Annotated in this window: 9 protein-coding genes; 3 read left to right on the top strand and 6 right to left on the bottom strand. The window is 72.8% G+C overall.

All coding sequences use genetic code 11. The annotated features are described in order from the left end of the window. Positions 1-176: 176 nt before the first annotated feature. Positions 177-2,237 (bottom strand): fibronectin type III domain-containing protein, encoded by a 2,061-nt coding sequence (locus tag ITX44_RS36215; RefSeq protein WP_205363451.1) that lies wholly within the window; start codon positions 2,235-2,237, stop codon positions 177-179. Between the two features lie 424 nt (positions 2,238-2,661). Between ITX44_RS36215 and ITX44_RS36220 the strand changes: the two genes are divergently transcribed. The 3 genes from ITX44_RS36220 (at position 2,662) to adh (ending at position 7,658) form a co-directional block, all read left to right on the top strand. Continuing rightward, the gene (locus ITX44_RS36220; protein ID WP_205363452.1) at positions 2,662-3,966 is read left to right on the top strand and encodes an ROK family transcriptional regulator; all 1,305 of its coding nucleotides are present in this window, start codon (positions 2,662-2,664) and stop codon (positions 3,964-3,966) included. A 794-nt stretch (positions 3,967-4,760) separates the two neighbouring features. Then, positions 4,761-6,014, top strand: coding sequence for a helix-turn-helix domain-containing protein (locus tag ITX44_RS36225; protein ID WP_205363453.1), 1,254 nt, complete (start codon positions 4,761-4,763; stop codon positions 6,012-6,014). Positions 6,015-6,140: 126 nt separating this feature from the next. Then, a complete protein-coding gene (adh, locus tag ITX44_RS36230; protein ID WP_205363454.1) occupies positions 6,141-7,658 on the top strand; it encodes an aldehyde dehydrogenase in 1,518 nt (505 codons plus the stop codon). An 86-nt stretch (positions 7,659-7,744) separates the two neighbouring features. On the opposite strand, the gene ITX44_RS36235 is transcribed toward adh, so the two are convergent. The 5 genes from ITX44_RS36235 to ITX44_RS36255 all read right to left on the bottom strand — a co-directional run bounded on the left by ITX44_RS36235 (position 7,745) and on the right by ITX44_RS36255 (position 22,034). Beyond that, positions 7,745-9,040 carry a cation:proton antiporter domain-containing protein gene (locus ITX44_RS36235; RefSeq protein WP_205363456.1) on the bottom strand — a complete coding sequence of 432 codons (1,296 nt, stop codon included), beginning with the start codon at positions 9,038-9,040 and terminating at the stop codon, positions 7,745-7,747. Continuing rightward, positions 9,037-10,143: an alpha-hydroxy acid oxidase gene (locus ITX44_RS36240; protein ID WP_236062308.1), complete on the bottom strand. Its 1,107-nt coding sequence runs from the start codon at positions 10,141-10,143 to the stop codon at positions 9,037-9,039. Before ITX44_RS36240 ends, ITX44_RS36235 begins: the two co-directional genes overlap by 4 nt. After that, positions 10,136-11,167, bottom strand: coding sequence for a 4-hydroxyphenylpyruvate dioxygenase (gene hppD / locus ITX44_RS36245; RefSeq protein WP_205363458.1), 1,032 nt, complete (start codon positions 11,165-11,167; stop codon positions 10,136-10,138). The genes ITX44_RS36240 and hppD overlap by 8 nt, the downstream gene beginning before the upstream one ends. 53 nt (positions 11,168-11,220) lie before the next feature. Then, positions 11,221-12,264, bottom strand: coding sequence for a 3,5-dihydroxyphenylacetyl-CoA synthase DpgA (gene dpgA / locus ITX44_RS36250; RefSeq protein ID WP_205363489.1), 1,044 nt, complete (start codon positions 12,262-12,264; stop codon positions 11,221-11,223). A gap of 197 nt (positions 12,265-12,461) precedes the next feature. Beyond that, positions 12,462-22,034, bottom strand: coding sequence for a non-ribosomal peptide synthetase (locus ITX44_RS36255; RefSeq protein ID WP_205363460.1), 9,573 nt, complete (start codon positions 22,032-22,034; stop codon positions 12,462-12,464). Between the last annotated feature and the right edge of the window lie 48 nt (positions 22,035-22,082).

Below are 22,082 nucleotides of genomic sequence, written 5' to 3' on the forward strand. Positions count from 1 at the left end.
GGGCAGAGCACGAACGTACCGGTCGTGGACGCCTCGGACCGGCCCGCCTCCGAACCCGTACCTACCCGCCGCCGCACAGGTCCAGTGCCGCGGCCGGAAGGCGGACGGATGCCGGGGTCCGGCGGCCGGTGTCATCGGGGAGGACCGGTCGCCGGACCCCGGGGGTCAGCCGGCGGTCACAGGGTGATCCGGTCGACGTCGGAGGCGTAGTCGGACGGGTTGCCGAAGGTGATGCTGTTGGCGCCCGCCTTGAGGGTCACCGGCACGGTGATCGAGTGCGGCGTGCCCCAGTTGTTGTCGTTGCTGCCGGGCAGCGGGACCTGGAAGGACGTGGCACCGGTGGTGACGACCATCGTGCGGCCCGAGGAGCCGTCGGTGTAGTCGAGCTTCATCAGGTAGGTGCCGTCCTTGGGCACGGTGACGTTGTTGATCGCCACCGAGCCGCCGCTGCCGAGGTTGCCGACCTTCTTGCCGCCGGAGCACTCGCCGCAGTCCGAGATGCCCGCGTTGCCGCCCAGGGTGTTGCCGGGCGCCTCGGCCTCGTAGGAGACCGGGCCGCCGGCCGCCGGGGTGGTCACGGACACGGCCTTGCTCGGCGCCGAAGTGCGGCCCTTGGCGTCGTGGGCCACGACCGTGAAGGAGTAGCCGGTGGCGGCGTTCAGGCCGGTCACGGTGGCCGAGGTGCCGGTGCCGGTGGCGGCCTTGGTGGCGCCGGCGTAGATGTCGTAACCGGTGGTGGCGGAGCCGGTGTTCACCGGCTGCCAGGCCAGCGAGACGCTGTTCGCGGTGGAGGCGGTGCCGTGGACGCCCAGCACGACGCCGGGGCCGGTGCCGTGGGTGGCCGGGGTCAGCTTGAGCAGCCGCGAGCCGTGCGGGGGCAGGTTGGCGGTGAAGGAGCCGCCGACGGTGCCGAGGCTGTTGTGGCTCCACAGGTCGCGGACGGCGGCCTTGCCGGTGATGCCGAGGTCGGAGAAGTCGGCGGTCACGTCGCTGTAGCCGGAGCCCAGGTTGAACAGGGCGACGGTGTAGGTGCCGTCGGCGTTGCGGGCGTACCAGGTCTGCTGCGGGGTGGCCTGGCTGACCGGGCGGGCCGGGTTGCCGGCCTGGTCGACCGCGATGACCTCGTCGTTGGTGAGCAGCTTCAGACCGTAGGAGTCCAGCTTGGTCAGGTCGTCACCGGTGTACAGCGGCGCCGACTCGATCGCCCACAGCGTCTCGTAGGTCTGCCGCTCGACGTCGTTGACGCCGTCCATGGCGCCGTTGCCGACGTCCAGGGAGTCCAGGTTGTTCCAGTGCCCGGGGGCGGCGTCGTCGATCCACGGCACGACGTCGTTGAAGCGGCCCTTGACCGAGTTGTTCCAGGTCACCAGGGTGTCGCAGTAGCACTCGACGTCGGTGTCCACGCGCCAGCCGTTGGAGTTCGCCTTCCAGGTCGCGACCTGGCTGTGGCTGAGCGACCAGGACAGGGTGAGCTGGATCGGCCGCCCGGTCTTCTGCAGCGCGGTGTGCCAGGCCTGGATGTCGGGCACGTTGTCGTGCGCCGCGTCGCCCTGGTTGGAGCCGGGGCCGACACCGTCGATCTTGAGGAAGTCCACGCCCCAGCCGGCCAGCTCGTCGGCGACGGACTGGATGTACTTGGTGGTGCAGGGGCTGGCGAAGTCGAGCTGGTACGAGACGTTGTCCCAGCCGCTGGTCTTGCGCAGGTCCGGGTAGACGATGTCCTTGGTGGTGCAGCCCGGGGCGCCGTAGATCGGCGTGTTGCCGTTGTTGTAGTAGTCCTGGTACAGGCCGACCGCCAGGTAGAGGCCGAACTTCAGGCCCTTGCTGTGCAGTTGGTCCCCGACGTACTTCATGCCGTGCGGGAACTTCTTCAGGTCGGCGGTCGGACGGGCGTAGGCGTCGCCGACGTTCTTGCCGTTGTCGACGTTCCACCCTGCGTCGACGTTGACGTACTCGTAGCCGTGGGACTTCAGCTTCGAGGCGACCTGGTCCGCCTGCTGGAGGACATGCGATTCGGTGAGCCAGTTCTCCCCGCCGTACCCGGGGAAGTTGGTGGACTCCAGGCTCCAACTGCTCCAGCCCATGTACGGCTTGGCGGCCAGGAGGGGTGCGGCGGTGCTGTCCGCGGCCGCGTTCGCGGGCGCCGCCGATGCCACGGCGGGCACGGCGAACGCGGCCGCGAGCGCGGTCACGCAGGTGAGGGTTCTCAGACGTGCGGGTCGAGCTGGACGAGCCATGGATGTACTCCATCTCGGCGCGACAGCAGGCGGACGCGGCGCCCGCCTGGGGTATCGAGGGTGGTGGGAACCTCCCTCGGTGGTGGTCGTCCCGGAACACCACCGAGGGGCGGGTCGCGACCGGCGGGAGGAAATCCCGGTCGCGGTCCTGGCCGGGCGGCACCGTCCCTGGCCGCCCCGACAAGGAATGCCGCGAATCTAGCCAGGGTTTCCTTCCATCGTCAACATAATCGGCGGCAAAAACCCGACATCTGATCATGGCGGGATCAGGCGGATACGGTTCGTCGGCGCGCGGTCACCTGCCGCGATGCCGCCACGCGGGCTGGAGCAGCTCATCGGGCGACCGCTGGTGCCCGCTCGTCGACCGCCAGCGGGGAGAACCCTGCGGCTTTCATACTTTCCACTGGAAAGGTAAGGTCCGGTCATGAGCCTCGCCGACCAACCGCCGGCCGCGGTCCTGGTCTTCCAGACCCTGCTGGCGCACGGCCCACTGACCAGGGCCGAGATCGGACGCCGCACCGGCCTGTCGCCGGGTGCCGTCACCAAGGTCGCCACTCCCCTGCTCGCCGACGGCTGGATCACCGAACTCGGCCGCCCCGCGGTGGAACGCGCCAACGGCCGCCCCGCCACCCTGATCGCGGTGCGCGCCGAGCGCGCGCGGTTCGCCGGCGTGAAGGTGACCGGCGACGAACTCATCGGAGTCCTGGCCGACTTGACCGCCCAGCCGCTGGCCGCCCGGCGCGCGCCGCTGGGCTCGCGCGACGTCGGCACCGTGGTGCTGGCGATCGCCCGGCTGATCGACCAGCTGATCGCCGCGGCCGGGCCCGTCGCGGACGGCGGGGCGCCGCTGCAGGGCATCGGCGTCACCATCTCCGGCGACGTCGACGGGCAGACCGGCACCGTGCAGTATTCGCCGTTCCTGGACTGGCGGCGGGTGCCGCTGGCCCGGCTGGTGGAGTCCGCGACCGGCCTGCCGACGGTGATCGAGAACGACGTGCGCGCGCTGACGGTGGCCGAGCAGTGGTACGGCGCGGGCGTCGGCCTGTCGTCGTTCGCCCTGGTCACGGTCGGCGCCGGCATCGGGGCCGGGCTCTCCATCGGCGGCCGCGTGGTCTCCGGGGCGCACGGGGTGGCCGGCGAGGTCGGCCATCTGCCGGTGGGCGGCACCGACCGCACCTGCACCTGCGGCAACACCGGCTGCGTCGAGGCGGTGGCCTCCACCCACGCCATCACCGAGCAGGCCCGCCGGGCGGCCGGCGACCCGGAGCTGACCATGGCGGAGGCGGTACGGCTGGCGCACGCCGGCGACCCGGCGGTACGCGCGGTCTTCTCCCGGGCCGGCCACGCCATGGGCCTGGCCCTGGCCTCGGTCGCCAACCTCATCGGCCCCGAACGCATCATCATCTCCGGCGAGGGCGTGGCCTCCTACGACCTCTACGAGGACCAGATCCGGCAGACCTTTGCCGCCCACGCGTTCGGCGCCGCCGCCGACTGCGACCTGGTCGTCCGGCCGCTCCCGTTCGAGGAATGGGCCCGCGGCGGTGCGGCGGTGGCGGCCCAGCGCGTGTTCGCCCCGGCGAAGGCGGCGTCCGCCAGGTTCCCGGTGAAGCCGGCCTCCGGCAAGGCAACTCCGGTGAGGGCGACGGCCGGGAAGGCCGCGACCGCCGAGCCCGCTCCCGTAACTGCGGTCCCGGCCCAGGAACCACCCACCGAGCCGGCACCCGCGTAAAGCCGCGGCCACTGCGGTGAAGGCCGCGACCGCCGAGCCCGCTCCCGTAACTGCGGTCCCGGCCCAGGAACCACCCACCGAGCCGGCACCCGCGTAAAGCCGCGGCTACTGCGGTGAAGGGCACGACCGCCGCAGCCGCTCCCGTCACGACGATCCCGGCGCAGGAACCACCCACCGAGCCGGCACCCGCGTAAAGCCGCGGCTACTGCGGTGAAGGGCACGACCGCCGCAGCCGCTCCCGTCACGATGATCCCGGCGCCCGAACCGCCACCGAGCCGGCACCCGCGTAAGCCCACGCCACTGCGGCCGCCCTTCGTCCCTTGAGCCGTCGCGAAGAGCACAACCCACCAGGCCGCTCCCGTGACTGCGGTCCCGGCGCAGGAACCGGCCGCCGGGCCGGCACCCGCGTAAGCCCGTCACGAGTGGGTCCGTCCGCACCTCCGCGGTGGTGATGGGCCCGTCCGCGGTCATCGCCGCCGATGAACGATGCCTCGCGGCACCCTCCCGGCCACCACCGCCCTTCGCCGCAGCGGCCGTTCGCGCCCGGGGCGTCCGAGCGGAGCCCCCGGCCGGTCCTGCTGCCGGCAGGCAGCCGGCCGCAGGACCGGAGACAGCACACCTCAAGGCACCACGCCCCCCGCCCGCCCGCATTTCACCCGGCCGAAAACATGCCGCTGCGGCAGGGGTCGACGGACCGCCCAACCGCGCCTTGAATAGGGGGATCCCGTCCCTGCCGGGGGCGCGGCGGGCGCGCGAGAGCAGTGGCGAGGAACGACAACGGAGTCGTGACGGGCATGGCAGAGCAGGGTGCGCTCCGGCAGCGGCGGACCGTGCTGGAGCACGAGTGGGCGCGCATGGTGCCGCAGCGGCGGGCCGGTGCGGGCGCCGAGGTGGCGGTACGCCACGAGATCACCGAGTCCTGGGCGCGGTCGCTGGCCTCGGTGGACCCGGGGCTGGCCTGCGCCCCGCCGGGCGGCCCCGCGGCCGGCTGGGCCCGCTCCCCGCTGCGCGGCCCGGTCACCGAACTGGCCGACGAGATCCGCTGCATCACGGAGGACGCCGGGTTCGTGGCCGCGGTGACCGACGCGTCCGGGACCATCCTGTGGACCTGCGGCGGCACCCTGATGCGGCGCCGGGCCGAGCGGGTCAACTTCGCGCCGGGCGGCCGCTGGGACGAGCCGGCGATGGGCACGAACGCGCTCTCCCTGGCGCTGCGCACCGGCCGCCCGGCCACCGTGTTCTCCGCGGAGCACCTGGTGGCCGCGCTGCACGGCTGGGTCTGCTACTGCGCGCCGATCCACGCCCCCGACGGCCGGGTGCTGGGCGTGCTGGACCTGTCCACCACCTGGGACCGCTCGCACCCACTGGCGCTGCCGACGGTACGCACCCTGACCTCGGCGATCGAGGCGCGGCTGCCGCGCGGCGCGACACCCGTACCCGCCGCACTCGCGGCTACGGCCCTGCCCGCGGCCCACGCGACGACCGCGGCCGTGTCCCTGACCTGCCTCGGGCCGGCCGCGCGGGCCCGGCGCGGCGGCACCGACCTGCACCTGCCGCCCCGTCAGGTGGAGATCCTGACCCTGCTGGCGCTGGAGCCCGACGGCTTCGCGCCCGAGCGGCTGCGCGACGCGCTCTACGGCGACCGGCCGGTGACCGCCTCCACCTTCAAGGCCGAGGTCTCGCACCTGCGGCGGGCCCTCGGCGGCGCGCTGACCACCCGCCGGTACGCGCTGGCGGTGCCGCTGACCTGCGACGCCGCCGAGGTGCTGCGCGCCCTGGAACGCGGTGACACGACGGCCGCGGTCGAGCGCTACCGCGGCCCGCTGCTGCCGCTGTCCGAGGCACCGGGCGTCCGGGCCTGGCGGCAGCACCTGGAGGTCGGGGTGCGCGAGGCGGTGCTCGCCTCCGCCCGCCCCGAGCACGCGCTGCGCTACGGCGCGCGGGCCCCGTACGACAGCGCCGTTCACGAACACGCGCTGCGCCTGCTCGGCCCGGCCGACCCCCGCCGGGGCATCGCCGGCAGCAGGCTGCGGGCCTCCCGGAGCTGACCGGGGCCCGGCCGGCACCCGGAGCCGCGCCCGTACACCAACCTTTCGCCAACCTCGCGCGACCACAGTGGAAAGCGCGGATGTCCGCCGCCGTTCCGTCACCTCCCCTTTTCAGGAGCCGCCGTCATGGTCTACGCGCAGCCCGGAACCGAGGGCAGCCTCGTCAGCTTCGCCCGGCGTTACGACAACTTCATCGGTGGGGAATGGGTCGCGCCCGCCGAGGGCCGCTACTTCGAGAACCCCTCCCCGGTGACCGGCGAGACCTTCTGCGAGGTCGCCCGGTCCACCGCCCCCGACATCGAGCGCGCCCTGGACGCGGCCCACGCGGCGGCCGGGGCCTGGGGCCGTACCTCGACCACCCAGCGGGCGGTGCTGCTCAACAAGATCGCCGACCGGCTGGAGGAGCACCTGGAGATGCTCGCCGTGGCCGAGACCTGGGACAACGGCAAGCCGGTGCGCGAGACGCTGGCCGCCGACCTGCCGCTGGCGATCGACCACTTCCGCTACTTCGCCGGCGCGATCCGGGCCCAGGAGGGCAGCATCGCGGAGATCGACGCGGACACGGTGGCGTACCACTACCACGAGCCGCTGGGCGTGGTCGGGCAGATCATCCCGTGGAACTTCCCGATCCTGATGGCGACCTGGAAGCTGGCGCCCGCGCTGGCCGCCGGCAACTGCGTGGTGCTCAAGCCCGCCGAGCAGACCCCGGCCAGCATCCTGCTGGTGATGGACCTGATCGCGGACCTGCTGCCGCCGGGCGTGGTCAACGTGGTCAACGGCTTCGGCGTGGAGGCCGGCAAGCCGCTGGCGTCCAGCCCGCGGGTGGCGAAGGTGGCGTTCACCGGGGAGACCACCACCGGGCGGCTGATCATGCAGTACGCCAGCGAGAACATCATCCCGGTCACCCTGGAACTGGGCGGCAAGAGCCCTAACATCTTCCTGCCGGACGTGATGGCGGCCGACGACGACTTCCTGGACAAGGCGGTCGAGGGCTTCGTGATGTTCGCCCTCAACCAGGGCGAGGTGTGCACCTGCCCGTCCCGGGCACTGATCCACTCCGGGATCTACGACGAGTTCATGGCCCGCTGCATCGCCCGCACCGAGGCGATCACCGGCGGCGACCCGCTGGACCCGGCCACCATGATCGGCGCGCAGGCCAGCAACGACCAGTACGAGAAGATCCTGTCCTACCTCGACATCGGCCGCCAGGAGGGCGCCCGGGTGCTGACCGGCGGGGCGACCCGTACGGTCAAGGGCCTGGAGGGCGGCTACTACATCGAGCCGACCATCTTCCACGGCACCAACGACATGCGGATCTTCCAGGAGGAGATCTTCGGCCCGGTGGTGTCGGTGACCACCTTCGACTCGGCGGACGAGGCGCTGAAGATCGCCAACGACACGCTGTACGGACTCGGCGCCGGCCTGTGGACCCGCGACGGCACGGCCGCGTACCGGATGGGCCGCGAGATCAAGGCCGGCCGGGTGTGGACCAACTGCTACCACGCCTATCCCGCGCACGCCGCCTTCGGCGGCTACAAGCAGTCCGGCATCGGGCGGGAGAACCACAAGATGATGCTGGAGCACTACCAGCAGACCAAGAATCTTCTCGTGTCGTATTCCCCGAAGAAGCTAGGCTTCTTCTAGGCATCCCTGAAGGTGCCTCTGACCTGGCCCGATACCAGGCCGGAGGCACCTTCACGGAACTCACCGACCCAATCTCCCGTGGAATCTCAGCGGTGGAGGCCCGTGGTCGAGACCACCGCGGTCCGAGTGCCGTCGGCGGCGATCTCGATGGCAGCGCCCGGGGTACGGATCGGGTAGAGCGCCTGCAGCAGCGGTCCGGCCAGCGCGGTGGTGACCAGGGCCATCACGACCATGGACGAGTAGAGCTGTCCGTCCAGGACGCCGAGTTGCAGGCCGACCGTGAGGATGATCAGCTCGGTCAGGCCCCGGGTGTTCATGAGCACGGCCAGGGCGGTCGCGGCTCGGGTGCCCATGCCGGCGAGCCGGGCGCTGAGATAGGCACCGAGGAACTTGCCGCCGACCGCCACCGCCAGGATCAGGCCCAGGTCGACGAAGTCCCTGCCGTTCATGCCGGACAGGTTCACCTTGAGACCGGCCACGACGAAGTAGATCGGCAGCAGCATGATGCCGGTCAGATCGGAGATCTGGCCGACGATCCCCTCGCTGAGATCCTCGGTCCGCGCCGTCCGGGCGATGCCGCGGGGCATGACGGCACCGAACAGGAAGGCACCGAAGATGAAATGCAGCCCGATCCACTCGGTGAACGCGGCGGACAGCAGGAGGCCGACGAGCGTGACGACCAGCGGGACCGGCTGCCGGGAGCCGAGGACGCGAGGCGACGACATCAGGCGCTTGAGGCCCGGCCGTACGACGGCGACCATGAGCGCCAGGTACGGGATGAAGAGCAGCAGCAGCCACTGGGATCCGGTCGCGGCCCCGCAGATGGCCACCACCACGGCGAGCAGGGTCCAGGCGAGGACGTCGTCGATCGCGGCGCAGGCCAGCGCGATGTTGCCGAGCCAGGTACGGCTCATGCCGCGGTCGACCAGGATCCGGGCCAGCACCGGAAAGGCGGTCACCGACATGGCCGCGCCCATGAACAGGACGAAGCTGGTCTTGTTGCCGGTCGGGTGGCCGGAGAACAGGTACAGGGCCAGCAGGCTGCCCAGAGCGAACGGGAGGGCGATCGAGCCGGAGGCGACCGTCCCGGCCACGACCTTGCGCCCGTTGAGCAGTGTGGCGTCCAGTTCGGCGCCGACGGTGAACATGAACAGGGCCACGCCGATGTCGGCCAGCGCGGTCAGGAACGGGCGGGTGTCCGCCGGGAACAGGGCGTTCGCGACGGCACCGTGGAAGAGGGTGGGTCCGAGAAGGACGCCGAGCAGTACCTCGCCGATGACCGGCGGTTGCCGGAACCGGCGGGCCAGCGCGCCGGCCCCGAAGGCGAGCAGCGCGATGGCCCCCAGGGCGAGCAGCAGGCCGGATGTCTGTTGAGTGGTCATGACAGAGGCACCTCACGCACGGCCTCGGGGCCCACGTTCGCGACGGAAGGACGACCGGCCAGCATCATCACTTCCCGCAGTTCGTCGCCGAGCATCCTCAGGACGGCGGCGACCCCGTCCGCACCCGCCGCCGTCAGGCCCCACAGGGCCGGGCGGCCGATCAGCACGGCGTCCGCGCCCAGGGCCAGCGCCTTGAAGACATCGGCTCCCCGCCGGATGCCGCCGTCGACGAGAACCTGGCAGCGACCCCGTACGGCGGCGGCGATCTCGGGCAGCGCCCGGATGCTGGGGACGGCCCCGTCGAGCTGGCGGCCGCCGTGGTTGGACACGACGATCGCCTCCACCCCGTGCTCCACCGCGAGTTCGGCGTCGGCGGCCGTCAGGATTCCCTTGAGCACCAGCGGCAGGCCGGTACGGGCCCGGATCCAGGCCAGGTCCGGCCATGCCAGCGACGGATCGAACTGCTGGGCGGAATGCCGTTCGATCGCCGAGGTGTCACCGGCGTGGGCGTGTGAGGCGGCCATCACCGACGGGCTCACGTTCACCGCCCGGACGTCGCCGGGCAGGGTGAAGCCCGAGCGCCGGTCGCGCAGCCGCACCGCTACCCGCGGGGTGTCCACGGTCAGTACCAGGGCCTCGAAGCCGCTGTCCTCGGCCCGGCGCATCAGTGTCGCCAGCTCCTCGCGCCGGTGCAGCCAGTAGAGCTGCAGCCAGAGCGGGCCGGTGGCCGCCGCCGCGATCTCCTCGACGGTGCGGCTCGCGAAGATGCTGACCACGAGCAGGGCCCCCGCCACGCCGGCGGCCCGGGCGGTCGCCACCTCGCCCTCCGGGTGGAGCAGGCGGTGATACGCCATCGGCGCGATGCCGACCGGCAGCGCCAGCTCACGGCCGAGCAGCGTGCAGCCCGGGTCGGTGGCCGAGACGTCGACCAGGACGCGGGGAAGCAGCTCGTACGCGTCGAGAACGGCACGGTTGGAGGTCAGCGTCGCCTCGGTCCCGCTGCCGCCGCTGAGGTAGTCCCAGATCGGCGCGGGCAGCCGGTCGCGGGCCGCCGCCTCGAGGTCCTCCACGCGCTGGGGTGCCGGGTCCATCGGGTCAGCCATTCCGGGCCCGTTCCAGCTCCACGGCCGAGTAGAGCGCGTGGATGTTGCCGCTGCCGAAGGTCTGGGCGCCCAGCCGCTCGACGACCTCGAAGAACAGGGTGCCCCGCGGGTGCACGCTGCGGGCGAAGATCTGCAGCAGCTGCCCGTTGTGGTCCTGGTCGACCAGGATGTTGAGCCCCCGCAGGTCCTCGACCGAGTAGCGCCGCAGCTCGAGCCGGTCGGGAACCTGGTCGTAGTAGGCAGCGGGGGTGGACAGGAACTCCACTCCCCGCTCGCTGAGGCGGGCGACCTCGGCCACGATACCGTCGGTGGCGAACGCGACGTGCTGCACCCCGGCGCCGTCGTGGTCCTTGAGGAACTGGTCGATCTGCCCGGGATCGCGGGTCAGGTCGGGTTCGAGGACGGTCAGCGTGACCAGCTTGGAGCGGCTGCGCACCACGATGGAGTTCATCGCCTGCCGGCCGACGACGATGTGCTCGGTGAAGACGGCTTCGAAGTCCAGGACGTCGACGTAGAACTCGGTGGTGGGCTCCAGCCGGCCCGGCTCCACGCACACCGCGAAGTGGTCGATGGTGTGCAGCCCCTCGCCGGCGGGGGCGGCCGGGCGCGGGTCGCCGGGCCGCTCGACGAACGTGTGCAGGACGTCACCGAAGGCGATGATCGAGGCGGTGACGTCGCCGTCCGCGCCGTCACGGGGTGTCCGGACCGGCTGCGCGCCCCGGCGTACGGCCTCGGCGAAGGCCTGCCGCGCGTCCGGCACACCGAGCGCGATGTCGTAGACGCCCTCGCCGTGCTGTTCCAGGTAGGCCGCGGCGGGGTGGTCCAGGCCCTCCGCCTCGGTCAGGCGCAGCGTGAACCGCGCCGACCCGATATCCGTCGAGCGCGAGCCGGTGCCGTCGTCGTCCGGTGCGGCCGGCCGCAGCACGGCGAACCCGTACCGCGTGGTCCACCACTCAGCCGCCGCGACGAGGTCGGTGACCGCGATGCCGACGTGGTCGATCGTCAGGTCGTCGAAGACTCCCATCGTGCCTCCTCGAGTGTGATTGCCTCACCGATTCACCGCGGCCGGGGCGGCCTTCAGAAGCGGACCAGGGCGGTCTCGATGGTCGGGCCGGGGCCCATCGCCATGAGGACGCCGTAGTCGCCCGGCGAGCAGACCCCTTCGCTCCGGAGCCGTTCGTAGGTGAACAGGAACGAGCCGCTGGAGAGGTTGCCGTAGTCGCGCAGCGTGGCCACGCTGTGGCGTACGTCGTGCCGGGTCAGCCCGAGGCCGACGCGGACGGAGTCGATGACCTTCTTGCCGCCGGAGTGCACGACCCAGTGTTTGATGTCGCTGCGGTCGACCAGGGCACCGGCCAGCAACCGGCGTACCAGGCCGTCCACGTTGGCCCCGATGATGTACGGGATGTCCGGACTCAGGAAGAAGCTGTACTTCCCCTGCTCGTCGTCCCAGTCGAAGCGCATCGTGTCGGAGAACTCCGGCAGCACCTGACCGGCGAAGGCGAGCACCTCGGGGCCGCCGGTCGCCAGTGGCGGCGAGACGCCGGTCTGGATGGCCACGGCCGCCGCGCCGTCGCCGAACAGGCTGTTCACCACGGCGGTCCGCATCGTGTCGTCGAACACGTAGATGGCCGAGCAGACCTCCACGCAGACCATCACGGCGAGCGCTCCGGGGTTGCCCGCGCTCCAGCCGGCCACGGCCTTCAGCGCGCTCACCCCGGCGTTGCAGCCCATGCCGACCACGTCCAGGCGGCCCACCTCGCCGCCGAGGCCCAACTCGGCGATGAGCAGGGCGCTCAGTCCCGGCGAGAGCAGGCCGGTGGTCGTCACGCAGCACAGGTAGTCGATGTCGGACAGGTCCCGGCCCGCATCGGCGAGGCATGCGCGGACGGCCTGTGAACCCATCCGGACCGCCATCGTCGCGTGCTTGCGCAGCAGTTCGCCCTGGGTCTCGTGCACCGGGCGCCCGTCGGGGCCGATGGCCGGCAGCGTGAGGTGGCGAGTCTCGATAGCGCTGTTGTGGAACAGCAGCCGCACCCGCCGGTCCGTCACGCCGAAGTAGTCGAGGACCTCCGCCTGGGTATAGCTGTCCGGCGACACAGCCGTACCCAGACCGGTCATCACCGGCGACTGCCGCACCGCCGGGCCGCCGCGCGTGACGGCCGACTCCGCAGTCCGCGTAGCGTCCATACGACCATCCATCCTCTGCCGTGTCCCGCGGCGTCGCCGTGCGGCGGCCACAGAACCATCCTTTGGCGATTCGGAAACAACCGGTTCAGCGCTGCCCACCGTTACGCCGGGCCGGACGATCGCGCCGGTCACAGGCGTGGGCGGGGCGTCGGGCGGGGCCGGCTGCGGGCCTTGCCCGTGCCCGCGGCGGTGCGGCCGGCCAGCCCGGACGGTGTCGGGTTCTCGAAGACGGCACGCAGCGACAGCTCGACCCCGAGGACCGACCGCAGGCGGCTGACCAGCCTGGTGGCGAGCAGCGAGTGGCCACCGAGGTCGAAGAAGCTGTCGTCGAGGCCCACGGCGGGCAGGCCGAGGATCTCGGCGAACACGCCGCAGAGCAGCTTCTCGTGGTCGGTCGCCGGTCGGCGGGTACTCGCCGGCGCGTACACCGGCGCCGGCAGGGCCCGCCGGTCGAGCTTGCCGTTGACCGTCAGCGGCAGCTCGGGCAACGGCACCACCGCCGCGGGCACGAGGTGTTCCGGCAGCCGGGCGGCGGCGAAGGCACGCACCGCCGCGGGTTCGATCGCGTCGCCGAGGGCCACGACGTAGCCGATCAGACGCCGATCGCCCGCGGCGTCCTCGCGCATCACCACCGCAGCCCCCGTCACGCCCGGGTAGCGGCGCAGCGTCGCCTCGACCTCGCCCGGCTCGATCCGGAACCCGCGGAGCTGCAGTTGCTCGTCCGCGCGGCCGAGGAACTCCAGCGTTCCGTCCGTCCGGCGGCGGGCGACGTCGCCGGTCCGGTACATCCGTTCGCCGGCGGCAAAGGGGCTCGCCACGAACCGTCCCGAGGTCAGGCTCGGCTGCCGCAGATAGCCCCGGGCCAGGCCGCCGCCGGCGACGTACAGTTCGCCGGCGACGCCCGGCGGGACGGGCCGCAGCCGGGAGTCGAGCACCCAGGTGCCGGTGCCGGGCAGCCCGTGGCCGATCGCCGATCCCGTCCGGGCCGCGGCCTCCCCGGCACCGGTCACGGACGCGGACGCGGCGGTCACGTGCACGGTCGTCTCGGTGATGCCGTACATGTTGCACAGGGCCGGAGCGTCCGCGCGGTGGCGCCCGTACCAGTCGCGCAGCCGGGCGTGCTCCAGCGCCTCACCGCCGAGGACGACCGTGCGCAGGGCGAGGCCGGTGCTGGGCGCGGCGGCGTCGGCGGCGATCAGCTCGTAGAAGGCGGACGGCGTCTGGCTGAGCGTCGTGACCCGTTCCCTGGCGAGCAGGCGCAGCAGGTCATCCGGGGAGCGGGCCACGTCCCGGTCGGCCACGACGACCCTGCCCCCGGTCAGCAGCGCGCCCCAGATCTCCCAGACCGAGAAGTCGAAGGCGTACGAGTGGCACCAGGACCACACGTCGCCGGCGGTGAACGCGAAGCGCTCCCGGGTCGCCGCCAGCAGCCACGCGACAGCGGCATGCGGCACGACCACGCCCTTGGGACGCCCGGTCGAGCCGGAGGTGAAGATGACGTACGCCGGATGGGCGGGGGCCAGCGGGGCGCGGCGTTCGTCGTCGGTCACCGCGGAGCCCGGCCGGCCCGCCAGGTCCGACTCGACACCGGGATCGTCCAGCACCACGGAGGCGAACGTCTCGGGCACCTTGTCCATCAACGACTCGGTGGTCAGCACCGCCACCGGTGCGACGTCGGCGAGCGTGGCGCCGATGCGCTCGCGGGGATACGCCGGGTCGATCGGGACGTACGCGCCGCCGGCCTCGAGCACGGCCAGCAGTGCCACGATCACCTCGGTGCCCCGGTCCATCAGGACGGCGACCAACGACTCGGGGCCCACGCCACGCTCGATCAGCAGCCGGGCCAGCCGGTTCGCCCGTTCACGCAGACGCTCGTGGGTGAACTCCCGGTCGCCGTGCCGCACGGCGACGGCATTCACCGGACGCGCGACTGTCCGCGCGTACATCTGAGGCAGCGTGAGCGGCGAGAAGCCGGCGGCGGGCCGGGGGGCGGAGAGCTCGATCACCCGGCGCTGTTCCTCTTCGCTCAGCACCGGTACGCCGGAAACCGGCACGGTGGAGTCGGTGGCGACGGCATCGAGGACGGTGAGCAGGCGGCGGCCCAGAGCGTCGACGGTGTCGCGGTCGAACAGGTCGGTGGAGTAGACGATCACCCCGTCCAGGCCGGCCGCGGTGTGCCGCTCGTGGTGCTTCTCGGTGAGGCTGATGTCGAGGTCGAACCGCACCGGCGTCGGGCCCTGCGGCGGCAGCAGGGCGGCCTCGACTCCGCTCAGGTGCGGTTCCCGCCCGCCCGAGTTCTCGAGCGTGAGGCTGACCTGGAACAACGGGTGCCGGGCGAGCGAGCGGGCCGGCGCCAGCTCCTCGACCAGCCGCTCGAAGGGCAGCTCCTGGTGCTCGAAGGCGGCCAGCCCGGTCTCGCGAACCCGGTCCAGCACCTCGTCGAAGGACGGGTCACCACGCAGATCGGTACGCAGCACGAGCGTGTTCACGAAGAAGCCGACCAGGTCGTGGAGCGCCTCGTCGGTGCGCCCGGCGATCGGCGACCCGATGACCACGTCGTCGCCGGCCCCGGAGCGCGACAGCACCACCGCCAGCGCCGCCTGCAGGACCATGAAGAGCGTGACGTCGCGCCGCCGGCTCAGCTCCACCAGGCGGGCGTGCAGGCCGGCGTCCACCGACAGCGGCGACAGGGCCCCGCGGTGCGAGGCGACCGGCGGACGGGGGCGGTCGAACGGCAGCGGCATCTCCTCGGGCGCGTCGGCCAGCGCCCGCCGCCAGTAGGCGATCTGGGCCGAGACCAGGCTGCCGGGATCGTCGGCGGAGCCCAGCAGCCGCCGCTGCCACAGGGTGTAGTCCGCGTACTGGACGGGCAGGGGCGGCCACCCGGGCGCCTGGCCCTCGCGGCGGGCGGCATACGCCGTGGACAGGTCCCGCCACAGTGGGTCCATCGACCAGCCGTCCCCGGCGATGTGGTGGGTGACGAGGACAAGCACCCGCTCGGACGGGCCGAGTACGAGCAGGCGCGCCCGGATCGGCACGTCGCGTGCCAGGTCGAAGGGGACCTCCCAGACGGCGGCGACGGCTTCCCGCAGGCCGGCTGCGGGAACGTCGAGGACGGACAGGATCGGCGGGATCTCGGCGAGCGGCAACACCCGCTGGCACGGCACGCCGCCCTCCTCGGTCACGACCGTCCGCAGGCTCTCGTGCCGTCCGGCCACATCGGACAGCGCGGCCTCGAGCGCGGGCACGTCGACCGCGCCGGCCAGGTGCACCACGAACGGGATGTTGTACGTCGACGAGGCGCCGTGCAGCCGGTCCAGGAACCACAGCCGCTGCTGCGCGAAGGACAGCGGCACCGGGCCCGTCCGCGGCTCCGCCGTCACCCGCGCCCGTGCCGTACCGGCCGCCGAATGCAGCCATCGGGTCAGCTTGGCCACCGTCGGGTTCTGGAACACCGCCCGGATCGGGATCTCGGCCGCCAGCACCGAGCGCAGTCGGCTCGCCAGTCGGGTCGCGAGCAGGGAGTGGCCGCCGAGGTCGAAGAAGCTGTCGTCGAGACCCACGGCGGGCACGCCCAGCACCTGCGCGAAGACCTGGCACAGCAGCTCTTCCTGGGCATCCGACGGTCCCCGGCCGGGCCGCTCGTCGTCGGTGGCCAACTCCGGCGCCGGCAGAGCCTGGCGGTTTACCTTGCCGTTGGCCGTCAGCGGCAGCGCGGGCAGCACGACCACCGCGGACGGGACCATGTACTCCGGCAGGTGGTCGCCGGCCCAGGCCAGGATGTCCGCGACGCCGGCGGTGGCCACCACGTAGGCCACCAGCCGCCGGTCGCCCGGGGTGTCCTCGCGCGCCACGACCACGGCCTGCCGTACCCCGGGACAGCGCCCGACGACGGCGGCCACCTCGCCCGGCTCGACGCGGAAACCACGGATCTTCACCTGGTCGTCGGCGCGGGTCACGAAGTCGAGCTCGCCGGTGGCGGTCCAGCGGGCCACGTCGCCGGTGCGGTAGAGCCGGCCGCCGGAGCCGAACGGGTCGGCCACGAAACGCCCCGAGGTCAGGCCGGGCCGGTTGAGGTATCCCCGGGCGAGCTGGGCACCGCTGACGTACAGGTCACCGGCCACGCCCGGCGGCACCGGGCTCAGCGTGGAGTCGAGCACCCGGACCTGGACGTTGTCGGCCGGCCGGCCGAGACAGATGGTCTCGACGTCGGCGTCGGCGATGACGTACGAGGTCATCTGGACGATCGTCTCGGTCGGGCCGTACAGGCTGACCGGGGTGGCGTTGGGCAGGGTCAGCGCCGCGCGGGCGAGCCTCGGGGAGTACACCTCTCCTCCGGCGTAGACCAGGCGCAGGCTGGTGCACTGGGTGACGTGCTCGGCGGCCAGGAACATCTCCAGCGCCGACGGGACGAACTGGGCGACGGTGACGCCCTCCCGGCGGATCAGCTCGACCAGGTAGTCCGGGTCCCGGTGCCCGCCCGGTGCGGCCAGGACCATCCGCGCGCCCACGGCCAACGGCCAGAAGAACTCCCACACCGACGCGTCGAAACCGGCCGGTGCCTTCTGCAGGACCCGGTCGGCGGCGGTCAGCGGATAGGCGCGCTGCATCCAGGCGAGCAGGTTGACCACGCCGCCGTGCGGCACCACGACGCCCTTCGGCGCACCGGTCGACCCCGAGGTGTAGAGGACGTACGCCGGATGGTCCGGCCTCAGCGGGCCGCGGCGCTCGGCGTCGGTCACCGGCTCCGGCGAGAACCCGGGGGCGTCCACGTCCGACACGACCGCCACCGGGTTCGCGTCCCGCAGCACGGCGTCGACACGCTCACGCGGAAGCTCCGGGTCCACGGGCAGATAGGCGCCGCCGGCCTTCAGGACGGCCAGGAGCGCCGTGACGAGCTCCACCGATCGGGGGAGCACGACCGCCACCAGCGACTCCGGGCCCACCCCGGCGTCGATCAGCCGCCGCGCCAGCCGGTTGGCGCGGTCATCCAGCTCGGCGTAGGAGATCTCGGTGCCGCCGAAGACCAGGGCGGTCGCCTGCGGGGAACGCCGGACCTGGGCCGCGAGCAGATCGGGCAGGCACGCCTCGCCCACCTCCACCCGGGTCGCGTTCCACTCGTCCAGCACCCGACGCCGTTCCGGGCCGCCCAGGACCTGCACGGAGCCCAGCGGCGCCCGCGGCCGGTCCTCCAGCGCGTCGGCGAGGTGCTCGGTGGTGGCACGGATCAGGGCGGCGACGAGGGCGGCGTCGATCCGGGGCACCGACTGCACGCTCACCAGGAACGGGTGCCCGGGGCCGGCGTCGTTGACCGCGGCGGCCAGCGGATAGTTGGTGCCGTCCTTCCAGAAGGCCGGCCATCGCCCGTCGCGCGTACCGTCGGCCTCGCTCAGGTGCCGATAGTTGAAGATGCTCGTGAACAGCGGCGCCCCGGCCGGCAGCCCGCTGGCCTGCTGGGCGACCGGCAGCGGCGCGTGCTCGTGGACCATCAGGTCGGCCAGGGACAGCTGCATGTCGCGGACGCTCTCACGGACCGTACGGCGGGCGGACCTGGCCCGTACCGGCAGGGTGTTCATGAACAGTCCGGGCACCCGGTCGCTGCCGGAGCCGCCCTGGGTCCGGCCGAGGACGACCGTCCCGAACACCACGTCGTCGCGGCCGGAGATCGCCATCAGGACCCGCGCCCAGACGACGTGGAAGAGGGTCGCCGGCGTGACGGCGCACGCGCGGGCCAGCCGGCGGACGCGGTCGGACAGCTCGCCGGTCAGCGGGAGCCGTGCCTCCGCGACACCGCTGCCGTCGCCGTGGACGTCGAGCAGGCCGAACGGCGCGGTCGGTTCGGTGACGTCGCCGAGCACCTCGCCGAAGTGCCGCAGGTGCTCCCGCTCCGGCACGCCGAGCCGGGCCTGACCGACGAACGTGCGGTACGGCAGGGGCTCGCCCAGTTCCCCGACCCGGCCCCGTACGATCATGTCGACCTCGGTGAGCAGGACGTCCAGTCCCTCGTGGTCGGCGACGAGGTGGTTGGGGCGCAGGACCACGAGCCACTGCCCGGTTCCCGGCCGCGCCGCCACGTACGCGTCCAGCAGTGGTGGCGTCCGCAGGTCCATCGGGCCGTCGCAGATCGCCATGAGCCGGTCCGCGTCGGCCTGGAGGTCGTCGTCGCCGTCGCCCGGTGGCAAGGTCAGCGCGGTCACCGGCAGACGCGCCCGCTTGCGGACCACCTGAACCGGGTGCTCGATGCCCTCCCAGACCAGCCCGGTGCGCAGGACGTCGTGCCGGTCGACGACCTGCTGCCAGGCGGCGAGGAACGCGTCGGCCCCGTCCTTCGACGCGAACACCCACACGAACGGCGTGAGGTACGGGTTGGCCCGGTCGCCGGCCAGGCGCGCATGGAAGAAGAAGCCCTCCTGCAACGGGCCGAGCCGGTAGACGTCGGCGATCTCCGGCACCCCGCCGGGCACCGCGGCGGCCACCCGGGCGAGGTCGTCGCGGCCGAGGCCGGCCAGCGGCACCATCTCCGGGGTCAGGGCGGTGGCACCGGGCGGGATCACGGTCGGCGGCACGGTGACCTCGGCACGCCCGGCGGCGGTGGCCAGCTCGGCCACGGTGGGCGCGGCGAACAGCGTACGGATGTCGATCGCGACGCCCGCCGTACGCAGCCGTTCGATCAGCTTCACGGCCAGCAGGGAGTGGCCGCCGAGGTCGAAGAAGCTGTCGTGCACGCTGGTCACATCGGTCTTGAGGACCTCGGCGAAGGCCTGGCAGAGCACCTCCTCGCGGATGGTCAGCGGACCCCGGCCGGCCTGACCGGCGGCGTAGTCCGGCCGGGGCAGTGCCTCCCGGTCGACCTTGCCGCTCACCAGCAACGGCAGCGTCTCCAGGAGCACGAAGGCGGCCGGAACCATGTGCGCGGGCAACCGGCCGGCCACGTAGGCGCGCAGCTCCGCCGGTGCGGGCGCGTCCCCGCCGGTGGCCGTGGGAACCACGTAGGCGACCAGGCGCAGGTCGCCCGAGCCCTCGGAGCGGGCGACCACCGTGGCCGAGGCGACGGCCGGGTGGGTGACGACGACCGCCTCGATCTCTTTCGGCTCGATCCGGAAGCCCCGGATCTTGAGCTGGTCGTCGCTTCGGCCGGCGAATTCCAGGACGCCGTCCGGTGTCCAGCGCGCCCGGTCCCCGGTCCGGTACATCCGGGCGCCCGGGGCGAACGGGCTGGCCACGAACCGCGCCCCCGTGCCGGAGGGTGCGCGCAGGTAGCCCCGGGCCAGCTGCGCCCCGGCGATGTAGAGGTCACCGGTCATGCCGACGGGCATCGGCCGCAGACCGGCGTCGAGCACGTAGACCCGGTTGTTGAGGTCCGGCGCGCCGATCGGCAGCGACGTCCCGTCCTTCTCGGCGGTGCAGCCCCACATCGACACGGCGACGGTCGTCTCGGTCGGACCGTACGCGTTCTGCACGTCGATGCCGAGCGTGCGCCGGCAGTCGTCGCGCAGCTCGGCCGACAGGCTCTCCCCGCCGGAGATGACGACGCGCAGCGTCCGGCAGGCGGCGACCCCGGGCACGTCCAGCACGTGACCGAGCATCGAGGGGACGAACTGGGCGGCCGTGACCCCCTCGTCGCGGATCAGCTCGACGAGGTACTCCGGATCCCGCTGCCCGCCCGGCTTGGCCAGCACGACGCGGGCCCCGGCCGACAGCGGCCAGAACAGCTCGAGCGCGGACGGGTCGAAACTCGGCGAGTGGTTCATCAGGCCGCGGTCGGCGGGCGTCAGCCGGTAACGGTTCTGCACCCAGGTGATGAGGTTGACCAGGGAACCGTGCGAGACGACGACGCCCTTGGGCACCCCGGTCGAGCCGGAGGTGTAGATCACGTACGCCGGGTGCTCCACCCGCAGGGGCGAGCGCCGGTCGGCGTCGGTGACCGGATGGGCAGGGAGTCCGGCCACCGCGCCGGTCACCTGCGGGTCGCCGACGCTCAGGCAGCGGCGGCCGGCGAACGCCGCCACCTCGGGTGCGAGCACCAGCAAGGACGGGTCCGCGTCGGCCACCATCGCTTCCATCCGCTCCCGGGGGTAGTCCGGGTCGACCGGCACGTACGCGCCGCCGGCCTTGGCCACCGCGAGCAGGGTGACCACCAGGTCCACCGAGCGCGGCAACGCGACCGCCACCACCGACTCCGGGCCCACCCCGCAACCGATCAGGAACCGCGCCCACCGGTTGGCCCGCGCATCCAACTCGGCGAACGTCATCGGCTCCCGGTCCGAGACCAGGGCCACCGCGTCCGGCGTACGCGCCGCGGGCCCGGCGAGCAGCTCCGGCAGCGTCACCGCCGGGACCGGCGCCGCGGTCGCGTTCCAGCCGGACACCACCCGTTCGTGCTCGGCCGCGCCCAGCACCGGCACCGAGTCCAGCGCCGCGTCAGGGCCGGCGTCGGCCAGGCGCAGCAGGTATTCCACGAAGCGCTCGGCGTGCTGGGTCACGACTGCGGGCCGGTAGCGGGCTGCGTTCCCGTCGACCAGCAGGCGCATGCCGTCGTCGACCGCCCGGTGGCCGTGGAGCAGGAACGTGAGGTCGTCGACCGGGAAGTTGGTCGGGTCGACGACCTCGGTGGCCGCCTCCCCGAATCTGATCGCCGGGTGGAACGACAGCATGTTCACGATCAGGGGCACCAGCATCTCGGTCGAGTTGACCAGGCCGAGGTCCCGGCGGATCCGGTCGAAGCCGTAGCGCTGGTGGCGCAGCGCGGCCGTCATCGCCGCGCTGGTCTGCCCGGCCAGGTCGCCGACCCGCATCGCGGGATCGACGGACAGCCGCAGCGGCACCATGTTCGACAGCATCGCCGGTGTCTCGCGGGCGTCCGGGTAGTTGCGGGCCTTGACAGCCATCCCGATGATCAGGTCGGTGGCGCCGGTGCACCGGTTCAGGTAGGCGGCGGTCGCGGCGAAGGCGAAGGCGGACCAGCGCACGCCGAGCCGTTCCGCGCCGGCGCGCAGTCGCGCCGCGTCGGCCGGCGGGATCTCGACCACCGCGCGGACGTTCACGGTGGCGGCGGCCGCGGCCGAGGCGGACAGCGAGACCGGCTCGGGCCGGTCCCGCAGCCGCTCCCGCCAGAAGTCGCGGTCGGCGCGGAACTGGGCCGACTCACGGTAGTCGAGGTCGTGCTCGACCAGACGGGCGAACGGCGGGAACGGGTTCGGCGGGATACCCGCCCCGACGGCGCTCGCGGTGTAGATCTCGGCCAGCCGGGAGACGAACAACGCGTTGCCGAAGCCGTCCATCAGGCAGTGGTGGAAGGTCTGCAGCCAGAAGTAGTGGTCGTCGGCGGCCCGGAACAGCGCGAGCGTGTGGTTCGGGCCGTTGGCCAGGTCGACCGGCCGTCCCACGTCGGCGGCGAACCAGTCCCGCACCGCCTGCCGCGCGTCGCTCTCGGCGCTGATGTCGACGACCTGCAGCGGCTCGGCCGGGCCGAGATATTGGCGCAGTCCGTCCGGGGCCTCTACGATCCGCAGCCGGGCCGCCTGCGCCTCGTCGAGCAGCCGGTCCACGGCCGAGCGGAACAGCCGTTCGTCGATCGGACCGTGGATCTCGACGATCTCGGCGCCGCGGTGGAAGCTGCTGTAGGACGCCAGGCTGTTGGCGAACCAGAGGCCCTCCTGGGCGCTCGTCAGCGGAAAGAGATCCTGATCGGCGGCGAACACCCGCTCCACCTCGCTGTCCCGGTGAGATACGCGATGACACAGAACAGC

This window comes from Actinacidiphila acididurans (assembly GCF_016918855.1).
Lineage (GTDB): Bacteria > Actinomycetota > Actinomycetes > Streptomycetales > Streptomycetaceae > Actinacidiphila > Actinacidiphila acididurans.

What these genes read in the sequence shown, in the direction of transcription:
- ITX44_RS36220 (WP_205363452.1), top strand. Translation starts at nt 2,662, where the DNA reads ATGAGCCTCGCCGACCAACCGCCGGCCGCGGTCCTGGTCTTCCAGACC.
- hppD (WP_205363458.1), bottom strand. Translation starts at nt 11,167, where the DNA reads ATGGGAGTCTTCGACGACCTGACGATCGACCACGTCGGCATCGCGGTC.
- ITX44_RS36215 (WP_205363451.1), bottom strand. Translation starts at nt 2,237, where the DNA reads ATGGCTCGTCCAGCTCGACCCGCACGTCTGAGAACCCTCACCTGCGTG.
- ITX44_RS36235 (WP_205363456.1), bottom strand. Translation starts at nt 9,040, where the DNA reads ATGACCACTCAACAGACATCCGGCCTGCTGCTCGCCCTGGGGGCCATC.
- adh (WP_205363454.1), top strand. Translation starts at nt 6,141, where the DNA reads ATGGTCTACGCGCAGCCCGGAACCGAGGGCAGCCTCGTCAGCTTCGCC.
- ITX44_RS36225 (WP_205363453.1), top strand. Translation starts at nt 4,761, where the DNA reads ATGGCAGAGCAGGGTGCGCTCCGGCAGCGGCGGACCGTGCTGGAGCAC.
- ITX44_RS36240 (WP_236062308.1), bottom strand. Translation starts at nt 10,143, where the DNA reads ATGGCTGACCCGATGGACCCGGCACCCCAGCGCGTGGAGGACCTCGAG.
- dpgA (WP_205363489.1), bottom strand. Translation starts at nt 12,264, where the DNA reads ATGACCGGTCTGGGTACGGCTGTGTCGCCGGACAGCTATACCCAGGCG.